Genomic DNA, 17,270 nt, shown 5'->3' with positions numbered 1-17,270 from the left:
TTGCCTGATGCAGGCAGCAAAGTGTTCTGCACGGGGTGGGGCGGGTCGCTCAGCCTCCCTGTCGAGTGGTCCCGGACGCGCCCAGGTGCGCCGGGAGTCCTCCGTCCGAGCTGATCGTCTTCCCAACCGGCGCCCGCCGGGACACCGGCCCGCCCGCCCCGTCCATCCCCCCGGCCCACCCTCCGATCCCTCCGTCCACCCTGCCCGTCCGCCGTTCCCGGCGGCCACCGTGGGCGAGGCCGGGTCGGACGTGGCGCAGCCGGTGGATTCTGCGGTTTATGCCGCAAATGTCCCATCCGATCGTCATATCTTGACGATGTCTTAACGGGCCTCGTCAGTGCCCCCGAAACTCCCCCCGGGCGCCCGGCCACGCGTCGGCCATAGCGGCTTCACCTGCGGGAACACCCCTCCCAATGGGCGCGTCGGGCGCTCGTGACACTCCGCCCGGGCCCATTGCCGGCTCGTCCCAGGCCCTTACGCTCGCCCATGTGTTCAACGTGCCCCAGGCGCTCAAGCGCCTAGTGATCGGCAGAGCCATGCGCAGCGAGGAGCTGGGCGAGACGCTGCTTCCCAAGCGGCTGGCGCTACCGATCTTCGCTTCCGACCCGCTCTCCTCGGTCGCCTACGCGACCCAGGAGATCCTGCTGGTGCTCACCGTCGGTGGTACCGCCTTCCTGTACCTGACCCCGTGGGTCGCGGCCGGCGTGGTCGCGCTGATGGCGGTCGTGGTGATGTCGTACCGCCAGGTCGTGCACGCCTACCCGAGCGGCGGCGGCTCGTACGAGGTGGTGTCCCGCAACCTGGGCGCCAACTCGGGCCTGGTGGTGGCGGCCTCGCTGCTGGTCGACTACGTGATGACGGTCGCGGTGTCGGTGGCTTCGGGCGTCGACAACATCATCTCGGCGCTGCCCTCGCTGGCCGACCACCGGGTCGAGCTGGCGGTCGCCTTCGTCGTGCTGCTCGCGGCGATGAACCTGCGCGGGGTGCGGGAGTCCGGCAAGGCCTTCGCCGCGCCGACGTACCTGTTCATCGGCGGCATGCTGCTGATGGTGGTCACCGGCCTGATCAAGGCGGCCTTCGGGGACACCCCGGTGGCGGCCAGTGCCTCGTACGGGATCCTGCCGGTGGACGGAAAGGACAGCCTGGCCGGGCTCGGACTGCTGATGCTCGGGCTGCGGGCGTTCGCCTCCGGCTGCACGGCGCTGACCGGCGTGGAGGCGATCTCCAACGGCGTACCCGCCTTCCGGGCGCCCAAGTCGAAGAACGCCGCCGCGACGATGGCCGTGATGGGCACCACGGCCGTGGTCATGTTCGTCGGCATCACCGCGCTGGCACTGATGTCCAAGGTCCACATCACCGACGACGCCTGCGCGCTGACCGGCTTCCCCGGGGACTGCCACACCGCGCCGCAGCAGACCGTGATCGCCCAGCTGGCGGCCGCGATCTTCGGCGGCGACCAGAGCATCCTCTTCTACTTCATCCAGGCCGTCACCGCGCTGGTGCTGATCCTGGCGGCCAACACCGCCTTCAACGGCTTCCCGCTGCTGGCCTCGATCCTGGCCGAGCACCGCTACCTGCCCCGGCAGATGCACACCCGCGGCGACCGTCTCGCCTTCTCCAACGGCATCATCGCGCTCGCGGTGGTGGCCGGCGGGCTGATCTGGCTGTACGACGCGGACGTCACCAGCCTGATCCACCTCTACATCCTGGGCGTCTTCACCTCCTTCACGCTCTCCCAGATCGGCATGGTGAAGCACTGGAACCGCGTGCTGCGCACCGAGACCGACCCGGCCGTGCGCGGCTCGGCCCAGCGGTCGCGGGTGATCAACGCCTTCGGCGCGGTCACCACGGCGCTGGTGCTGGTCATCGTGCTGCTCACCAAGTTCACCCAGGGCGCCTGGCTGGCCGTGGTCGCGGCGATCGTGCTCTGGGTGATGATGCGGGGCATCCGCCGGCATTACGACAGCGTCGCCGAGGAGCTGGCGGTGGACGACCCGGACGCGGACTCGGTGCGGCCCTCCAAGGTGCACGGGATCGTCCTGGTCTCCAAGGTGCACAAGCCCACGCTGCGGGCGCTCGGCTACGCCCGGGCGCTCCGGCCGGACTCCCTGGAGGCGCTGACCGTGGCGGTGGAGCAGGAGGCCACCGGCGAGCTGGAACGGCAGTGGCAGGACCTGGCCGTCCAGGTGCCGTTGAAGGTGCTGGACTCGCCGTACCGGGAGATCACCAAGCCGGTGGTGGCGTACGTGCGCGAGTACCGCCGGACCAGTCCGCGGGACGTGGTGGCCGTCTTCATCCCCGAGTACGTGGTCGGGCACTGGTGGGAGCACCTGCTGCACAACCAGTCGGCGCTCTGGCTGAAGAGCAGGCTGCTGTTCACCTCGGGGGTGATGGTGATCAGCGTGCCGTGGCAGCTCACCTCCTCCAGCAAGGCGTACCAGCCGTCCCGCCGGGCCCCCGGCGCGGTGCGTCGCGGTGAGCCGGCGGCGCGGTCGGAGTACGAGAAGCTGCCGGCGCCCGAGCACTCCTGAGACCTCGCCGCCGAGGGCCCCTGACCGACCGGTCCGGGGCCCTCGGCGTACCCGGCGAGCGGTCGCGGAGGGCCCGTCCGAGGTCCGCCGCGCCCGCCCCCGGGAGACGTCCGCGACCTGGTGCGGCGCAACCCCGGGCGGTACGGCTTCGGCGGGCTGACGGTGGTCATCCGCACTCAATGCCGAACCGGACCAGCGGAAGTGACGGCTGATCAGATGGATCCGTGAGACGGGCCGGACCGGGCCTGGGCACCACCCCGGTCCCGGTCCGGGGCCGATCGGGGCGGCGTCCGGCGCTCAGCCCCCGCCCGTGCTCCCCGACTGCCGCGGCAGAGCCAGCGCCACCGTGTCGGCGAACTCCCGCACGGCACTGGTCCGGCTGACGATCCGTCCGCTGTGCACCACCAGCCGGCTGTGGCCGCCCGCGAGCGCCCCCGCCAGGCTGTCCCCGCGCACCGCCAGCAGCTCCGCCGGGAACCCGGCGTCCACCCGGACCGGCGGCAGCCCGAGCGCCGCCCGGGCCTGGTTGGCCACCGCGTCGTACGCCGCCTCCACGTCCAGCATCCCGCTCGCCGCCAGCAGGTAGGCGGCCTCCAGCGGATCGGCCCGGCCCACCGGGTTGGCCGGGTCGCGCAGCGAGCCGCTGCCCGCCGAGAGCGGTACCCGGGCCTGCGCCAGCTCCCGCAGCAGCCCCGGCCGCATCCCGGCGGCCCGGCCCTCCAGCCCGCTGCAGCAGCCGTTCTGCGGCAGGCAGACCACCCGGACGCCACTGCTTGCCAGTACCGTCGGGCCGCCCGGCGCCAGCGCCCCGCACGGGCCGAGCACCACCCGGGGCCGCAGCGGGGCGAGCGCGCTCGCCAGCCGGGCCAGCTGCGCCGCGTCGGCCCCCGTGGTGTGCAGGTCCACCCCGCAGTCCGCGTCCCGGGCGGCCTCCAGCAGCACCTGGACGTACCCGGCCGGGTCCGGGTCCAGCTCCGGGCAGCCGCCGGCCGCCGTGGCGCCCAGCTTGAGCGCGTCGCGCAGCTGGGCCCGGCCGTCCGCGCCGGCCCGGCCGGTGAGCAGCCGGGGCATCGCGACCGCCTGCAGTTCGGCGAGGCCGCGCAGCGCCTGCCGGGCGGTGAGCACCGCCTCCAGCCGGCGCAGCCCGTGCACGTCGCCGATCCGGACGTGGGTGCGCTGCGCGGTGGCGCCGTAGCCGAGCGAGGTGAGCGCGGCCTCGGTGACGCGGCGGGTGAGGTCGCCGGAGGTCTCCGGCGGGGGTGTGGGCAGCGCGGCGGAGAAGGCGACGTCGTAGTGGGCGTGCACCTCGGCGGGGGCCGGGAGCAGCAGGTAGCCCTTGAGGTCGATCCGGGCGCCGGTGGTGGCCGTGGGGCCGCCGGGCAGGGCGGGCAGCGGGCCGAGGCTGCCGGTGGTGCCGACGGCCTGGATCCGGTCGCCGCTGACCCGCACGTCCACCACCCGGCCGTCGGCGAGTCGGGCGTCGGTGAGCAGCAGTACGGGGCCGTGCCCGAGCGGGTTGGCGGCCGGGCCGGACCCGGAGTGCGGCCCGTCGGAGGGTGCGCTGTCCATCGCCCGGTTCCTCCTCGCGCCGGCCAGTCCGGTTCCCCGGGCCGTCCCGATCAATGAGCGACGAGCCTATGGCGCGGGGGCACGGGGTGCGGGGAGGCGGGCAATAGTCGTATCGGGTCGGGCCGCGTCCCGCGGAGGCGGTTCGAACGCCCGGCCTTCGATCGTCCGCCCGTGCACCTCGCCCACCTGCGGTGTTCGCGCCGGGATACGGATTTCACCTCTGGGCGCGGAACGTGTAATCTCTTCCTCGTTCGCCCCTATAGCTCAGTCGGTAGAGCGTCTCCATGGTAAGGAGAAGGTCTGCGGTTCGATTCCGCATGGGGGCTCTGGTGAGAAGGAGTCAGCTTCGGCTGTGCTTCGGATCACTGTGGCGGTGTAGCTCAGTTGGTAGAGCAAGCGGCTCATAATCGCTGTGTCACCGGTTCAAGTCCGGTCACCGCTACCCGCGTAGTCGGTCGGGAGATAGCACTCCCGGTCGGCTACTCTTGTCGTGTTCTTACTCATTGTCCAAGGAAGGCACTCCCGTGGCTGCCACCGATGTCCGCCCGAAGATCACGCTGGCCTGCGTGGAGTGCAAGGAGCGGAACTACATCACCAAGAAGAACCGGCGTAACGACCCGGACCGTCTTGAGATGAAGAAGCACTGCCCCCGCTGCAACTCGCACACCGCGCACCGCGAGACCCGCTGACCCTGTCGCGTGTCTCCGGGCCTGTGTGATCACAGGTCTACGACTCCGGGCCGTACCCCTCACAGGGTGCGGCCCGGAGTCATTTCGTCATTCACCGCGCTCTTGAGGAGCTGCCATGGCACTCGACCCCTCCTTCATCGGGCGGACGTACCCGCCCACCGAGCCCTACGAGGTCGGCCGGGAGAAGATCCGGGAGTTCGCCCTCGCCGTGGGCGACGCCAATCCGGCGTACACCGACCCGGAGGCCGCCAAGGCGTTCGGCCACCCGGACGTCATCGCCCCGCCGACCTTCCCCTTCGTGCTCACCTATCGGGCCGCCGGCCAGGTGGTCGAGGACCCGCAGCTGGGCCTGGACTACAGCCGCGTGGTGCACGGTGACCAGAAGTTCGCCTACACGCGCCCGGTGCGGGCCGGCGACCGGCTCTCGGTCGCGGTGACCATCGACAACATCAAGTCGCTCGCGGGCAACGACGTGCTCACGGTGCGTGGCGAGGTGACGGACGAGACCGGCGAGCACGTGGTGACGTCGGTCATGACCCTGGTGGCCCGGGCCGCCGACGAGGCGGGGGAGTAACACCATGGCGATCAGCTACGACGAGGTCGCGGTCGGCACCGAGCTGCCGGCACAGTCCTTCCCCGTGACGCGCGCCACGCTGGTGCAGTACGCGGGCGCCTCCGGCGACTTCAACCCGATCCACTGGAACGAGAAGTTCGCCCTGGAGGTCGGCCTGCCCGAGGTCATCGCGCACGGCATGTTCACCATGGCCGAGGCGATCCGGGTGGTCACCGACTGGGTCGGCGACCCGGGTGCGGTGGTCGAGTACGGCGTGCGCTTCACCCGGCCGGTGATGGTGCCCAACGACGGCGTCGGCTCCGTGATCGAGGTCACCGCCAAGGTCGCCAAGCTGCTGGACGACCGCAGGGTGCAGGTCGACCTGCTGGCGACCTACGGCGGCCAGAAGGTGCTGGGCATGTCCCGCGCCGTCGTCCGGCTGGCCTGAGGCCGCCGGTCCGTACCGGTGAGGGCGGCGGGGAGGGGCGGACCGGCCCCTCCCCGTACGCTGGGGGCGTGCTGGTAGAACTCGACGCCCCCCTCGCCCCGCTGACCACCCTGCGGCTCGGCGGTCCCGCCCGCCGGCTGGTGACCGCGCAGACCGACGAGGACGTGATCACCACCGTCCGGGAGGCCGACGCGGCCGGCGAGCCCCTGCTGATCCTCGGCGGTGGCTCCAACCTGGTGATCGGCGACGCCGGCTTCGCCGGGACGGTGCTGCGGATCGCCACCACCGGCTTCGTGCTCGACGGCACCACCCTGGAGCTGGCCGCCGGTGAGGTCTGGGCCGGGGCCGTGGCCCGCACGGTGGACGAGGGGCTGGCCGGGATCGAGTTCCTGGCCGGCATCCCCGGCTCGGCCGGCGCCACACCGGTCCAGAACGTGGGCGCGTACGGCCAGGAGGTCGCCCAGTCCGTCACCGAGGTGGTCGCCTACGACCGCCGGACCGGTGAGGTGGTCACCCTCTCCAACGCCGAGTGCGAGTTCTCCTACCGGCACAGCCGCTTCAAGGCCGACCCGGACCGCTACGTCGTCCTGCGGGTCCGCTTCGGTCTGCGGGACGCCGGCGGGCTCTCCACCCCGGTCGCCTACGCCGAGACGGCCCGGCACCTGGGCGTCGAGCAGGGCGAGAGCGTCGGGCTGCGCGAGGCCCACGACGCCGTGCTGCGGCTGCGCGCCGGCAAGGGCATGGTGCTCGACCCGGCCGACCACGACACCTGGTCGGCGGGTTCCTTCTTCACCAATCCGGTGCTGACGGCGGAGCAGTACGACGCCTTCCTGGCGCTGGCCGCCGAGCGCGAGCTCACCGCCCCCGCCTACCCGGCGGCGGACGGCCGGACCAAGACCTCGGCGGCCTGGCTGATCGACAAGGCCGGCTTCGGCAAGGGCTACGGCAGCGGCCCGGCCACCCTCTCCACCAAGCACACGCTGGCCCTGACCAACCGCGGCGCGGCCACCGCCGAGGACCTGCTGGCGCTGGCCCGCGAGATCCGCGACGGCGTCCGCGCGGCGTTCGGCGTGGAGCTGGTCAACGAACCGGTGATGGTGGGCGTCAAGCTCTAGGCCCCGAAGCCCTGGGTGCCGTCCCCCAGCCAGGTGTCGACGTCCGCCAGCAGCTCCTTCCGGACGCTGTCCGGTGCACGCGAGCCGCGCACCGACTGGCGGGCCAGCTCGGCGAGTTCGGCGTCGGAGAAACCGAGCACGTCGCGGGCCAGGTCGTACTGGGCGGCCAGCCGGGTGCCGAACAGCAGCGGGTCGTCGGCGCCCAGCGCCAGCGGTACGCCCGCGTCGAACAACCGGCGCAGCGGGACGTCCTCGGCCCGCTCGTAGACGCCCAGCGCCACGTTGGACGACGGGCAGACCTCGCAGGTGATCTGGCGGTCGGCCAGCCGCTGCATCAGGCGGGGGTCCTCGGCGGCCCGGACACCGTGGCCGATCCGGCCCGCGCCCAGGTCGTCCAGGCAGTCCCGGACCGACTCCGGCCCGGCCAGTTCGCCGCCGTGCGGGGCGGCCAGCAGCCCGCCGCCGCGGGCGATGTCGAAGGCCCGGTCGAAGTCCCGGGCGAGGCCGCGCCGCTCGTCGTTGGAGAGGCCGAAGCCGACCACGCCCCGGTCGGCGTAGCGGACGGCGAGCCGGGCGAGCGTCCGGGCGTCCATCGGGGACTTCATCCGGTTGGCCGCGACCAGTACCCGGATACCGACGCCGGTGGCCTCGGCGGCCTGCTCCACCGCGTCCAGGATCAGCTCCAGGGCGGGGATCAGACCGCCGAGCCGGGGCGCGTACGAGGTCGGGTCGACCTGGATCTCCAGCCAGCGCGAGCCGTCCCGCCGTTCGTCCTCCGCCGTCTCCAGGACCAGCCGGCGGATGTCGGACTCGTCGCGCAGCACCGAGCGAGCCGTGTCGTAGAGGCGCTGGAAGCGGAACCAGCCGCGTTCGTCGGTCGCCCGCAGCCTGGGCGGCTCGGCGGAGCTGAGCGCCTCCGGCAGTCGGACGCCGTGCTTGTCGGCCAGCTCCAGCAGGGTGGCGGGGCGCATCGAGCCGGTGAAGTGCAGGTGGAGGTGGGCCTTGGGGAGGTCCCTGACGTCTCGCGGATTTGGCAGGCGTTCCATTCGCCGATACTGCCGCATCGGACCCCGATACGGGAACCGCCCCCTTCACGTCCCCCGAAGGGGTGAAAGGGGGCGGCTGCGGCGGATCGGACCGTCAGGCGGTCGCCTCGCCGAGCAGCTTCTGGAGCCGGCCGACACCCTCGACCAGGTCGGTGTCGCCCAGCGCGTAGGACAGCCGCAGGTAGCCCGGGGTGCCGAAGGCCTCGCCGGGGACGACCGCGACCTCGACCTCGTCCAGGATCAGCGTGGCCAGCTCGGCGGAGCTCTGCGGGCGCTTGCCGCGGATCTCCTTGCCCAGCAGGTCCTTGACCGACGGGTAGACGTAGAACGCGCCCTCGGGCTCGGGGCAGAAGACGCCCTCGATCTCGTTCAGCATCTTGACGATGGTCCTGCGGCGCCGGTCGAAGGCGGTGCGCATCTCGTGCACGGCGGCGAGGTCGCCGCTGACGGCGGCGAGCGCGGCGCGCTGCGCGACGTTGGAGACGTTCGAGGTGGCGTGCGACTGCAGGTTGGTCGCGGCCTTGATCACGTCCTTGGGGCCGATCACCCAGCCCACCCGCCAGCCGGTCATGGCGTAGGTCTTGGCCACGCCGTTGACCACGAGGGTCTTGTCCGCGAGCGCGGGCAGCAGCGCCGGCAGCGAGGTGAACTTCGCGTCGCCGTAGACCAGGTGCTCGTAGATCTCGTCGGTCAGCACCCAGAGGCCGTGCTCCAGCGCCCACTCGCCGATGGCCCGGGCCTCGGCCTCGGTGTAGACCGCGCCGGTCGGGTTGGACGGCGAGACGAAGAGCACCACCTTGGTGTTCTCGGTGCGGGCGGCCTCCAGCTGCTCGACCGAGACCTTGTAGCCGGTGGTCTCGTCGGCCACGACCTCGACCGGCACACCGCCGGCGAGCTGGACCGACTCCGGGTAGGTCGTCCAGTACGGGGCCGGGACGATGACCTCGTCGCCCGGGTCGAGGATCGCGGCGAACGCCTCGTAGATCGCCTGCTTGCCACCGTTGGTCACCAGCACCTGGGAGGCGTCCACCTGATAGCCGGAGTCGCGCAGCGTCTTGGCGGCGATCGCGGCCTTCAGCTCCGGCAGGCCGCCGGCCGGGGTGTAGCGGTGGTTCTTCGGGTCACGGCAGGCCTCGACGGCTGCCTCGACGATGTAGTCCGGGGTGGGGAAGTCCGGCTCGCCGGCGCCGAAGCCGATGACCGGCCGGCCGGCCGCCTTGAGGGCCTTGGCCTTGGCGTCCACGGCGAGGGTCGCGGACTCGGCGATCGCGCCGATCCTGGCGGAGACCCGCCGGTCGGCGGGGCGGACGGAACTGTCGGGCTGCGGGGTGGAAGCGCTCATGCCTGCATGGTCGCAGAACCGGGACGGACCGGGCATGGTGGTTTCACGATATGTACGGGCTCGTCCGCATGGCGGCCAGGACCTGGTCCGGTCGGTGGTCGGTCGTGAAAGAAGAGGTTCGACCAAACGCCCCTCGACCACGTACACTCACTCCTCGACGGCCACCGAGAAGCCACGGCTTCCACTGCCTGTGCATGCAGCAGTGGGAGATGCGGTAGGTTGGTGGTCGCTACAGGAGCCGTAAGGCACCGTAGGGCAATAGCTCAATTGGTAGAGCACCGGTCTCCAAAACCGGCGGTTGGGGGTTCAAGTCCCTCTTGCCCTGCTGCTTGATCCGTATTCAGCCCGTTCGCTCCACAGAGCGAGCGGGCTTGATGCGGAGAGGGCACCGAACAGCACCGCTTTAGCCGGCCGCTCGTGCCCTGTCGGGCACGCAGGTGATGCTCGGCAGGACCCGGATTCAGGTGAGGACGAGTGACGGAGACCACGGGCTCCACCGCAACGCCTGAGAGCGGCAACCCCGAGGGTGCCGACGGCGCTGGCGAGACCACGCCCGCCGAGGGCGACGGCAAGGGATCGCGCCGCGACCGCAAGCGGGCAGGCCGCGCGGACAAGAAGTCCGGCAAGCGCGCCAAGAAGGGCGTCTTCGCCCGGCTCGCGCTGTTCTACCGCCAGATCATCGCGGAGCTGCGCAAGGTCGTCTGGCCCTCCCGCAACGAGCTGGTCAACTACACCACAGTGGTGGTCGTGTTCGTCGTGGTCGTGATGGCGTTCGTCGCCGGCCTCGACTACGGCTTCTCGAAGCTCAGTCTCTGGGTATTCGGCTGACCGAGCGGTCCCACCTTCGAAAAACAGCTTCCCGACCCGGGCCGATTCTTCGGTCCGGGTCGAGCTGTCGGCGCCGGACGTACGAGGCCGCTACCGTTGACTCGGTACTGTTGAAGTCTCCGAGGCATCTTCTGGCGCCCGCGTGAAGCGGAGCGGCGCCGGAGCGGTCCCGGAGCGCGCCACCTTCACCATCTCCAGGAAAGAAGCAGCCACCGTGTCTGAGTCCCCCCTGTACGACGCCGACGAGACCGTCCGCGAGGCGGATGTCGCCGCCGAGCCGGACGCGGCCGAGCTGGCTGACGACGTCGAGGCCGCCGAGCAGATCGTGGACGCCGCGGACAGCGACGAGGACGAGGTCGCGGCGGACGACGAGGCCGAGGCCGGCGAGCCCGCCGAGGAGGCCGCGCTGCACGAGGAGTCCGAGGAGGAGCTCGCCGCCGAGGAGCTCGACGCCGAGACCGCCGAGGACGAGGACGACGAGGCTGCGGACGAGGTCGAGACCGAGGACGAGGCCGTCGAGGAGGCCGTCGAGGTCGACCCGGTCGCCAAGTTCCGCGAGGACCTGCGCTTCATGCCCGGCGAGTGGTACGTGATCCACACCTACGCCGGCTACGAGAACCGGGTGAAGCAGAACCTGGAGCAGCGCGCGGTCTCCCTCAACGTCGAGGAGTACATCTTCCAGGCCGAGGTGCCGCAGGAGGAGGTCGTCCAGATCAAGAACGGCGACCGCAAGACCATCCGCCAGAACAAGCTCCCCGGCTACGTCCTGGTGCGCATGGACCTCACTCCGGAGTCCTGGGGCGTCGTGCGCAACACCCCCGGTGTCACCGGCTTCGTCGGCAACGCCTACGACCCGTACCCGCTGACCCTGGACGAGGTCGTCAAGATGCTCGCCCCGGACGTCGAGCGCCAGGCGGCCAAGGACGCCGGCAAGCCCTCGCCGGTCAAGCCGAGCGAGATCCAGGTCCTGGACTTCGAGGTCGGCGACTCGGTCACCGTCACCGACGGTCCCTTCGCCACCCTGCAGGCGACCATCAACGAGATCAACCCGGACTCGAAGAAGGTCAAGGGCCTGGTCGAGATCTTCGGCCGCGAGACCCCGGTCGAGCTCTCCTTCGACCAGATCCAGAAGAACTAGCACGGCCGGAAGAACTCGTACGAGTCTTCGGCTTCGGGGCGGGGCTTCGGCTCCGCCCCGAAGTCGTTTTGGTCCAGCGGCGCATCCGCGTTAGCCTGGTCCGATGTGTGTGCTGGCGGTCGGGTGTCGCCCCGGCCTCGCACGCACCAGCAATCACCTCTCGGAAGGACCCGGAGAGAAATGCCTCCCAAGAAGAAGAAGGTCACGGGGCTTATCAAGCTCCAGATCAACGCCGGTGCGGCCAACCCGGCGCCGCCGGTCGGCCCCGCGCTGGGCCAGCACGGCGTCAACATCATGGAGTTCTGCAAGGCCTACAACGCTGCGACCGAGTCGCAGCGCGGCATGATCGTGCCGGTGGAGATCACGGTCTACGACGACCGTTCCTTCACCTTCATCACGAAGACGCCGCCGGCCGCGCGCCTCATCCTGAAGGCCGCGGGCGTGGACAAGGGCTCGGCGGAGCCGCACAAGACCAAGGTCGCCAAGCTCACGGCCGCCCAGGTCCGCGAGATCGCCACGGTCAAGCTCCCCGACCTGAACGCCAACGACCTGGACGCCGCGTCGAAGATCATCGCCGGCACCGCCCGGTCGATGGGCATCACGGTCGAGGGCTGATCACCCTTCTCGTCCATGTGGTAGGGCCTGCGCGGCCCGTCCATACCACGACTCCATTCCCCATTCAGGAGCAGCAGTGAAGCGCAGCAAGGCTCTGAAGGCCGCGGACGCACAGGTCGACCGCGAGCGCCTTTACGCCCCCCTCGAGGCCATCCGCCTCGCCAAGGCGACCAGCACCTCCAAGTTCGACGGCACCGTCGAGGTCGCCATGCGTCTGGGTGTCGACCCGCGCAAGGCCGACCAGATGGTCCGCAGCACCGTGATCCTCCCGCACGGCACCGGTAAGACCGCTCGGGTCCTGGTCTTCGCGACCGGCGAGCGTGCCGAGGCCGCGCGTGCTGCGGGCGCCGACATCGTCGGCTCCGACGAGCTCATCGACGAGGTGGCCAAGGGCCGCCTCGACTTCGACGCCGTCGTCGCCACCCCGGACCTCATGGGCAAGGTCGGCCGCCTGGGCCGCGTGCTCGGTCCCCGTGGCCTGATGCCGAACCCGAAGACCGGCACCGTGACCCCGGACGTGGCCAAGGCCGTGAACGAGATCAAGGGCGGCAAGATCGAGTTCCGCGTCGACAAGCACTCGAACCTGCACTTCATCATCGGTAAGGCCTCCTTCACCGACGTGCAGCTGGTCGAGAACTACGCCGCCGCGCTGGACGAGGTGCTCCGCGCCAAGCCGTCCGCCGCCAAGGGTCGCTACATCAAGAAGACCGCGATCAGCACCACGATCGGCCCCGGCATCCTGGTGGACCCGAACCGCACCCGCAACCTCCTGGTCGAGGAGGACCCGGCCGCCGTCTGAGCCCTGAGCTCCGACCGGTAGCCGCGTCCTGGGCGCAGCAGTAGTCCGTACGACGGGCCCGTACCCCTCACCGGGGGTGCGGGCCCGTCGTCGTGTCCGGATCGAGATCCGGGCGGTGGGGAACTCCCGGGCGGGTCGTCGTACGCTCGGCCGGTCCGATCATCTGATTGGTATGACCGCAGCCGACCGCCGGAGTGTGCCGTGCCGCCCGCCCTTCGCCCCGCCGCCTGGGGGGCGGCCCTCCTGGTGCTCGCCAGCGGCCTCACCGCCTGCGGCCTACTGGCGGTCTCGGGCGACCGCACCCCGCTGAGCACGCCCGCGACCGTCCGGCCGCCCAAGCAGGTGCTGCTCGCCGCCGCGCAGACGCTGGACGACACCGGCGGCGCGCACGTCGAGGTGGTCGAGGAGGGCCCGGCCGGTCGGCGGACCGCCACCGGCACGGTGTTCTGGGGAGTCCGGGAGGCGGCCGAGCTGACCGTCACCGACGAGCGGGGCACCGGCCGGCTGCACAGCCGGGACGGCACGCTCGACCTCGGGTACGAGGGGGCGCCGCCGATGCGGGCCGAGCGGGCCGAGGCGGAGTCGCTCGACCCGCGGGCCGCCCGTGGTGCGGGAGGTTACGCGGGCGGCTGGATGTCCGGCCTGGTCTCCAATCCGGGCGACGCGGTGCACAGCATGGCGCTGGCCGGCCGGCTCACCTCGCTCGGCGGGGAACAGCTGGCCGGCGGCCTCGTGGCGCACTACCGGGGCAGCGCGCCGGTGGCCGAGTTCTTCGCGGCCGACCAGGGCCTCACCCCCGAGCGGCTCGCGGTGGTGCTCGGGTACTACCGCGAGCGCGGGGTCGCCGTGATCGGCTACGACTTCTGGGTCGCGCCCGGCGACCGCCTGCTCCGGCTGCGCGCCACCGCGGAGGGCAGCGCCGGAACCGTGGTCACCACGACGGACGTCTCCGACCCCGGGGCGAGCACCGAGAGCCCGGCCCCGGCGGAGTAGGCGGGGCCGCCTCCGTGCGGTGGGGCAGGGGTCCGGCGATCCATTAGAGTCCGCTGGGTATTTTCTGATGATCGGTCAATGGGGGGATCCTTTATGCGCGCTCTGCGCCTTGCATCCGTCGCTGTCGCGGCGGCCGTCCTGTCCGGCGGGCTCTCGGCCTGCAGCAGCGGCGGTGGCGGCGGTACCGGTGGCACCGCGGACACCAAGGCCGCCGGGGACGCGATCGCCGGCAAGGTGGGGGATCTCGACCCCCGGGCGGCGCTGGCCGCGTCGGCCGTGGTGATGCAGCGGGCCGGCAACGGCTCCCTCACGCTGAGCACCGACAGCGACACCCTGACCGGAGCCGGCGACTGGCGGCAGCAGACCGCCGTCGACCTGGCCGGCAAGGACAAGACGAGCACCAAGGTGCGCGTCCTGGGTGACGACGTCTACCTCGGCGGCGGCCCCGAGACCACGGTCGTGCTGGGTGGGCGGCACTGGGCCAAGGTCCTCCCGAAGGACCCGATCGTCGGTTCGATGTCGGTGCTGTTCCTGACCATGGCGCAGATGACCAACCCCGTCCTCCAGCTGTCGGCGGCCCAGAGCGGCAAGCTCACCAAGATCGGTACGGAGACGGTGGGCGGGGCCCAGGCCACCCACTACCGGGCCGTCGAGGACACCGCCAAAGTGGCCGAGGGCCTGACCATGCTCGGCGGCGACCAGCGCGCGGCCGTCCGGCAGACGCTCGACGCCGGGGGCAGCACACTGACCGTGGACTTCTGGATCAACAGCGGGCAGCAGCTCGTCCAGCTCAAGGAGTACGGCGACAAGGGCGGCGAGGCCTCGGCCGTCACCGTGACCTACGCGGGCCTCGGCGCCGCGCCCAAGATCGAGGCACCGGCCGCGAGCGACGTCGGCTCGGGCGCCGACCTCGCCAAGGGCTTCAAGTTCTGAGCCGACCCGGGCGGTTCGTTCCGGTGGCCGGGCGGAGCGGGCCGCGCTGGGCCGCGGTGTCCGACGCCGCGGCCGACCGGCCGCGGTGACGGAGTTCGCCGACACCGCCCGGGAGGCCCAGGGGGCGCTGCCGGCCGACCGGGCTCCGGGTGGCATGGTGGCTGGGACAGCGCGGCCGCGACGGAGCGGCCGAGGACAGGGCGGCCCGCGGCGGACCGTCGCGGTGGTGACCGGACAGGAAGGGGAGGGGGCATGGCGGTGCGGCAGCGACTGGCGGCCACGACGGCCGCGGTGCTCCTGGCGAGCGGTCTCACGGCGTGCGGCAGCGGCGGGAGCGCCACGCCGGCGCCCTCCGGCGCCCCGACGTCGACCAGTGCCGCGCCGACCGGGCCGGCCAAGCCCACCGACCGGTCGCCGCACGGCGTCCTGCTCTCCGCCCAGCTCGCCATGCAGACCGCCCGGCGGGCCAAGGTCAGCTACCGGCTGGGACCGGACGCCGGCACCGGCCCGCTGTTCTGGCAGCCGAAGACCGCACTCCAGGTCAAACGTTCCACCCCGGCCGAGGCCGAGCAGCTGATCGTCGTGGACACCGTGGCGTACCAGGGCGGTGACGCGGTCACCGCGGCCCGGCTGGGCGGCAGGCACTGGGAGCGCTTCTCCGGGGCGCCGAGCGCGGACGGCCACCGGGAGATCCCGTACGCGGGGCTGATCGACCTGCTCAACCCGGTCGAGGCGCTGGCCGCCGCGACCGCCGACGGCGTCGAGGCGCAGTTCGTCGGCGAGGAGAAGTTCGAGGACTCGACGGTCGAGCACTACCGGATCTCCACCGACGCGGAGCGGTACGCGGCCGCGCAGGCCCAGCTGAGCCAGGGCCGCCGGGACGGCCTGCGGGCCGCGCTGGCCCCCGGCGGGTCGGTCTCGCTGACCCTCGACCTGTGGCTGAACGAGAAGGACCAGCTGGTCAGGATGCAGCGGACCGGAACCGGGGAGCACGGCCGGGCGGACGACGCGGTGCTCTACAGCGACTTCGCCGGCACCCTCTCCGTGCAGGCCCCGGCCGAGGCGGACACCGTCGACGCGGGCACCCGCAGCGTCTCCCCGCTGGCCCGCTGACGCTCGGCGGTGGGCGATTTGCCCCGGACGGCGGAGTCCGGCTAGTGTTACCGAAGCCAAAGACCGCTGGTTGTCGCCGTGTTCTCGCAAGGGGCGCGGAGGCCGAAGGATCTGCGATTCGTCGCAGGCAGCCCGCGCAGGATTGTTTGGAGCTTGGACTTCCGGGTCTCTCGTGTTCGCACGTGAACCTGTCGAGGTCGAACTGAGCCCCGTGCGCCTGCGCACCGGGGCTCATCTGCTTTTCCGCAGGAGCTTCCTTCGTCCGGTGGTCCGAGGTTCGAATGGTCGACTTTCGCGGTCGGCCCGACTTCGACATCACGGAAGGAGGCGTAAGCCTATGGCTAGGCCCGACAAGGCTGCCGCCGTCGCCGAGATCACGGAGCAGTTCCGTGCCTCGAACGCGGCCGTGCTGACCGAGTACCGCGGTCTGACGGTGAAGCAGGTTAAGACCCTGCGTCGCTCGCTGGGTGACAACGCCCAGTACGCCGTGGTGAAGAACACGCTGACCAAGATTGCGGCCAATGAGGCCGGGATCACGGAGCTCGACGACCTGTTCGCCGGTCCGACGGCTGTCGCCTTCGTCACCGGTGACCCGGTGGAGTCGGCGAAGGCTCTGCGTGACTTCGCCAAGGAGAACCCCGCTCTCATCATCAAGGGCGGTGTCCTTGACGGTAAGGCGCTGACCGCCGATGAGATCAAGAAGCTCGCGGACCTCGAGTCCCGCGAGGTGCTGCTCGCCAAGCTGGCCGGCGCCCTGAAGGCCAAGCAGTCCCAGGCTGCTGCGCTCTTCCAGGCCCTGCCGTCGAAGCTCGTCCGCACTGTGGACGCGCTGCGCGACAAGGTCGAGCAGGGCGGTGCCGGTACGCCGGCTCCCGCCGCCGAGGACGAGGCCGCGGAGTAGTTCCGCAGGCTCACGCCTCGCTGCGGGCCCGTACGCCCGCCAACCCGTACATACGGCACCACCTGCCGAATTAGTGGAAGGACGCCAATCATGGCGAAGCTGACCCAGGACGAGCTGCTCGCGCAGTTCGAGGAGCTCACCCTCATCGAGCTCGCCGCCTTCGTGAAGGCGTTCGAGGAGAAGTTCGACGTCACCGCTGCCGCTCCGGTCGCCGTCGGCATCGCCGGCCCGGCCGTCGCGGCCGAGGCCGTCGAGGAGCAGGACGAGTTCGACGTCATCCTCGACGGTGCCGGCGACAAGAAGATCCAGGTCATCAAGGAGGTGCGCACCCTGACCTCCCTCGGCCTGAAGGAGGCCAAGGACCTCGTTGACACCGCTGGTGCCAAGGTCCTGGAGAAGGTTGCCAAGGACGTTGCCGAGAAGGCCAAGGCCGCCCTCGAGGGTGCCGGCGCCAAGGTCACCGTCAAGTGACTTCTGCCCGGCCCTGAGGGCCGGGAGGCAGCCCCACGCCCTCACTGAGGGCGAAGGACGCCGAGGTCGGGCCGATCACCCTTGCGGGTGGTCGGCCCGACCTTTTCGCGTTTCCGGCCGCGGGCGGCGCGGAGAGGTCCCCGGGGCGGCTCCGGGGCCAGGCCGCCGGCGGGTCGCCGGGCGGGT

General features: G+C 71.5%; 17 protein-coding genes and 3 tRNA genes. 17 read left to right on the top strand and 3 right to left on the bottom strand.

From position 1 onward, the window contains the following. Positions 1–536 precede the first annotated feature (536 nt). A complete protein-coding gene (locus AB0J08_RS10935; RefSeq protein WP_360630613.1) occupies positions 537–2,531 on the top strand; it encodes an APC family permease in 1,995 nt (664 codons plus the stop codon). 297 nt (positions 2,532–2,828) lie between these two features. Here the strand turns inward: AB0J08_RS10935 and AB0J08_RS10930 are convergent, their stop codons facing one another. Beyond that, positions 2,829–4,100: a hydrolase gene (locus AB0J08_RS10930; protein ID WP_360630366.1), complete on the bottom strand. Its 1,272-nt coding sequence runs from the start codon at positions 4,098–4,100 to the stop codon at positions 2,829–2,831. Positions 4,101–4,353: 253 nt separating this feature from the next. On the opposite strand from AB0J08_RS10930, the gene AB0J08_RS10925 reads away from it, so the two are divergent. The 6 genes from AB0J08_RS10925 to AB0J08_RS10900 all read left to right on the top strand — a co-directional run bounded on the left by AB0J08_RS10925 (position 4,354) and on the right by AB0J08_RS10900 (position 6,905). After that, a tRNA-Thr gene (locus AB0J08_RS10925) sits at positions 4,354–4,426 on the top strand. Between the two features lie 43 nt (positions 4,427–4,469). Next, a tRNA-Met gene (locus AB0J08_RS10920) sits at positions 4,470–4,542 on the top strand. An 82-nt stretch (positions 4,543–4,624) separates the two neighbouring features. Then, on the top strand, positions 4,625–4,789 hold the full coding sequence (gene rpmG / locus AB0J08_RS10915; RefSeq protein ID WP_006604855.1) for a 50S ribosomal protein L33: 165 nt from the start codon (positions 4,625–4,627) through the stop codon (positions 4,787–4,789). Positions 4,790–4,904: 115 nt separating this feature from the next. Next, positions 4,905–5,363 (top strand): MaoC family dehydratase N-terminal domain-containing protein, encoded by a 459-nt coding sequence (locus tag AB0J08_RS10910; RefSeq protein WP_360630363.1) that lies wholly within the window; start codon positions 4,905–4,907, stop codon positions 5,361–5,363. A gap of 4 nt (positions 5,364–5,367) precedes the next feature. Further along, the gene (locus AB0J08_RS10905) at positions 5,368–5,790 is read left to right on the top strand and encodes a MaoC family dehydratase (RefSeq protein ID WP_360630359.1); all 423 of its coding nucleotides are present in this window, start codon (positions 5,368–5,370) and stop codon (positions 5,788–5,790) included. Positions 5,791–5,861: 71 nt separating this feature from the next. Beyond that, positions 5,862–6,905, top strand: a complete 1,044-nt coding sequence (locus tag AB0J08_RS10900) for a UDP-N-acetylmuramate dehydrogenase (protein ID WP_360630610.1) — start codon at positions 5,862–5,864, stop codon at positions 6,903–6,905. Here the strand turns inward: AB0J08_RS10900 and AB0J08_RS10895 are convergent. Both AB0J08_RS10895 and AB0J08_RS10890 read right to left on the bottom strand, forming a co-directional pair. After that, on the bottom strand, positions 6,902–7,951 hold the full coding sequence (locus AB0J08_RS10895) for an adenosine deaminase (protein ID WP_360630356.1): 1,050 nt from the start codon (positions 7,949–7,951) through the stop codon (positions 6,902–6,904). The two genes, AB0J08_RS10900 and AB0J08_RS10895, sit on opposite strands and share 4 nt — an antisense overlap. A 94-nt stretch (positions 7,952–8,045) precedes the next feature. Then, positions 8,046–9,293: a pyridoxal phosphate-dependent aminotransferase gene (locus AB0J08_RS10890; RefSeq protein ID WP_360630353.1), complete on the bottom strand. Its 1,248-nt coding sequence runs from the start codon at positions 9,291–9,293 to the stop codon at positions 8,046–8,048. Positions 9,294–9,545: 252 nt separating this feature from the next. Between AB0J08_RS10890 and AB0J08_RS10885 the strand changes: the two genes are divergently transcribed. The 10 genes from AB0J08_RS10885 (at position 9,546) to rplL (ending at position 17,084) form a co-directional block, all read left to right on the top strand. Then, a tRNA-Trp gene (locus tag AB0J08_RS10885) sits at positions 9,546–9,618 on the top strand. Positions 9,619–9,767: 149 nt separating this feature from the next. Beyond that, positions 9,768–10,121: a preprotein translocase subunit SecE gene (gene secE / locus AB0J08_RS10880; RefSeq protein WP_360630350.1), complete on the top strand. Its 354-nt coding sequence runs from the start codon at positions 9,768–9,770 to the stop codon at positions 10,119–10,121. Positions 10,122–10,413: 292 nt separating this feature from the next. Beyond that, positions 10,414–11,259 (top strand): transcription termination/antitermination protein NusG, encoded by an 846-nt coding sequence (gene nusG, locus AB0J08_RS10875; RefSeq protein WP_360630606.1) that lies wholly within the window; start codon positions 10,414–10,416, stop codon positions 11,257–11,259. A gap of 180 nt (positions 11,260–11,439) precedes the next feature. Next, positions 11,440–11,874 (top strand): 50S ribosomal protein L11, encoded by a 435-nt coding sequence (gene rplK, locus AB0J08_RS10870; RefSeq protein WP_148644356.1) that lies wholly within the window; start codon positions 11,440–11,442, stop codon positions 11,872–11,874. A gap of 76 nt (positions 11,875–11,950) precedes the next feature. Continuing rightward, positions 11,951–12,673: a 50S ribosomal protein L1 gene (rplA, locus tag AB0J08_RS10865; RefSeq protein WP_360630347.1), complete on the top strand. Its 723-nt coding sequence runs from the start codon at positions 11,951–11,953 to the stop codon at positions 12,671–12,673. Positions 12,674–12,874: 201 nt separating this feature from the next. Next, the gene (locus AB0J08_RS10860) at positions 12,875–13,666 is read left to right on the top strand and encodes a hypothetical protein (protein WP_360630344.1); all 792 of its coding nucleotides are present in this window, start codon (positions 12,875–12,877) and stop codon (positions 13,664–13,666) included. 93 nt (positions 13,667–13,759) lie between these two features. Continuing rightward, positions 13,760–14,599, top strand: a complete 840-nt coding sequence (locus AB0J08_RS10855; protein ID WP_360630341.1) for a hypothetical protein — start codon at positions 13,760–13,762, stop codon at positions 14,597–14,599. A 252-nt stretch (positions 14,600–14,851) separates the two neighbouring features. Next, positions 14,852–15,712, top strand: a complete 861-nt coding sequence (locus AB0J08_RS10850; protein WP_360630338.1) for a hypothetical protein — start codon at positions 14,852–14,854, stop codon at positions 15,710–15,712. A gap of 337 nt (positions 15,713–16,049) precedes the next feature. After that, the gene (gene rplJ / locus AB0J08_RS10845; protein ID WP_360630335.1) at positions 16,050–16,613 is read left to right on the top strand and encodes a 50S ribosomal protein L10; all 564 of its coding nucleotides are present in this window, start codon (positions 16,050–16,052) and stop codon (positions 16,611–16,613) included. A gap of 87 nt (positions 16,614–16,700) precedes the next feature. Then, positions 16,701–17,084: a 50S ribosomal protein L7/L12 gene (gene rplL, locus AB0J08_RS10840; protein ID WP_360630603.1), complete on the top strand. Its 384-nt coding sequence runs from the start codon at positions 16,701–16,703 to the stop codon at positions 17,082–17,084. The last annotated feature ends 186 nt before the right edge of the window (positions 17,085–17,270 follow it).

Source organism: Kitasatospora sp. NPDC050463 (genome assembly GCF_040655255.1).
Taxonomy (GTDB): domain Bacteria; phylum Actinomycetota; class Actinomycetes; order Streptomycetales; family Streptomycetaceae; genus Kitasatospora.
The sequence above is the reverse complement of the archived record's forward strand: the minus strand, read 5'-3'. Positions and strand labels throughout refer to the sequence as shown.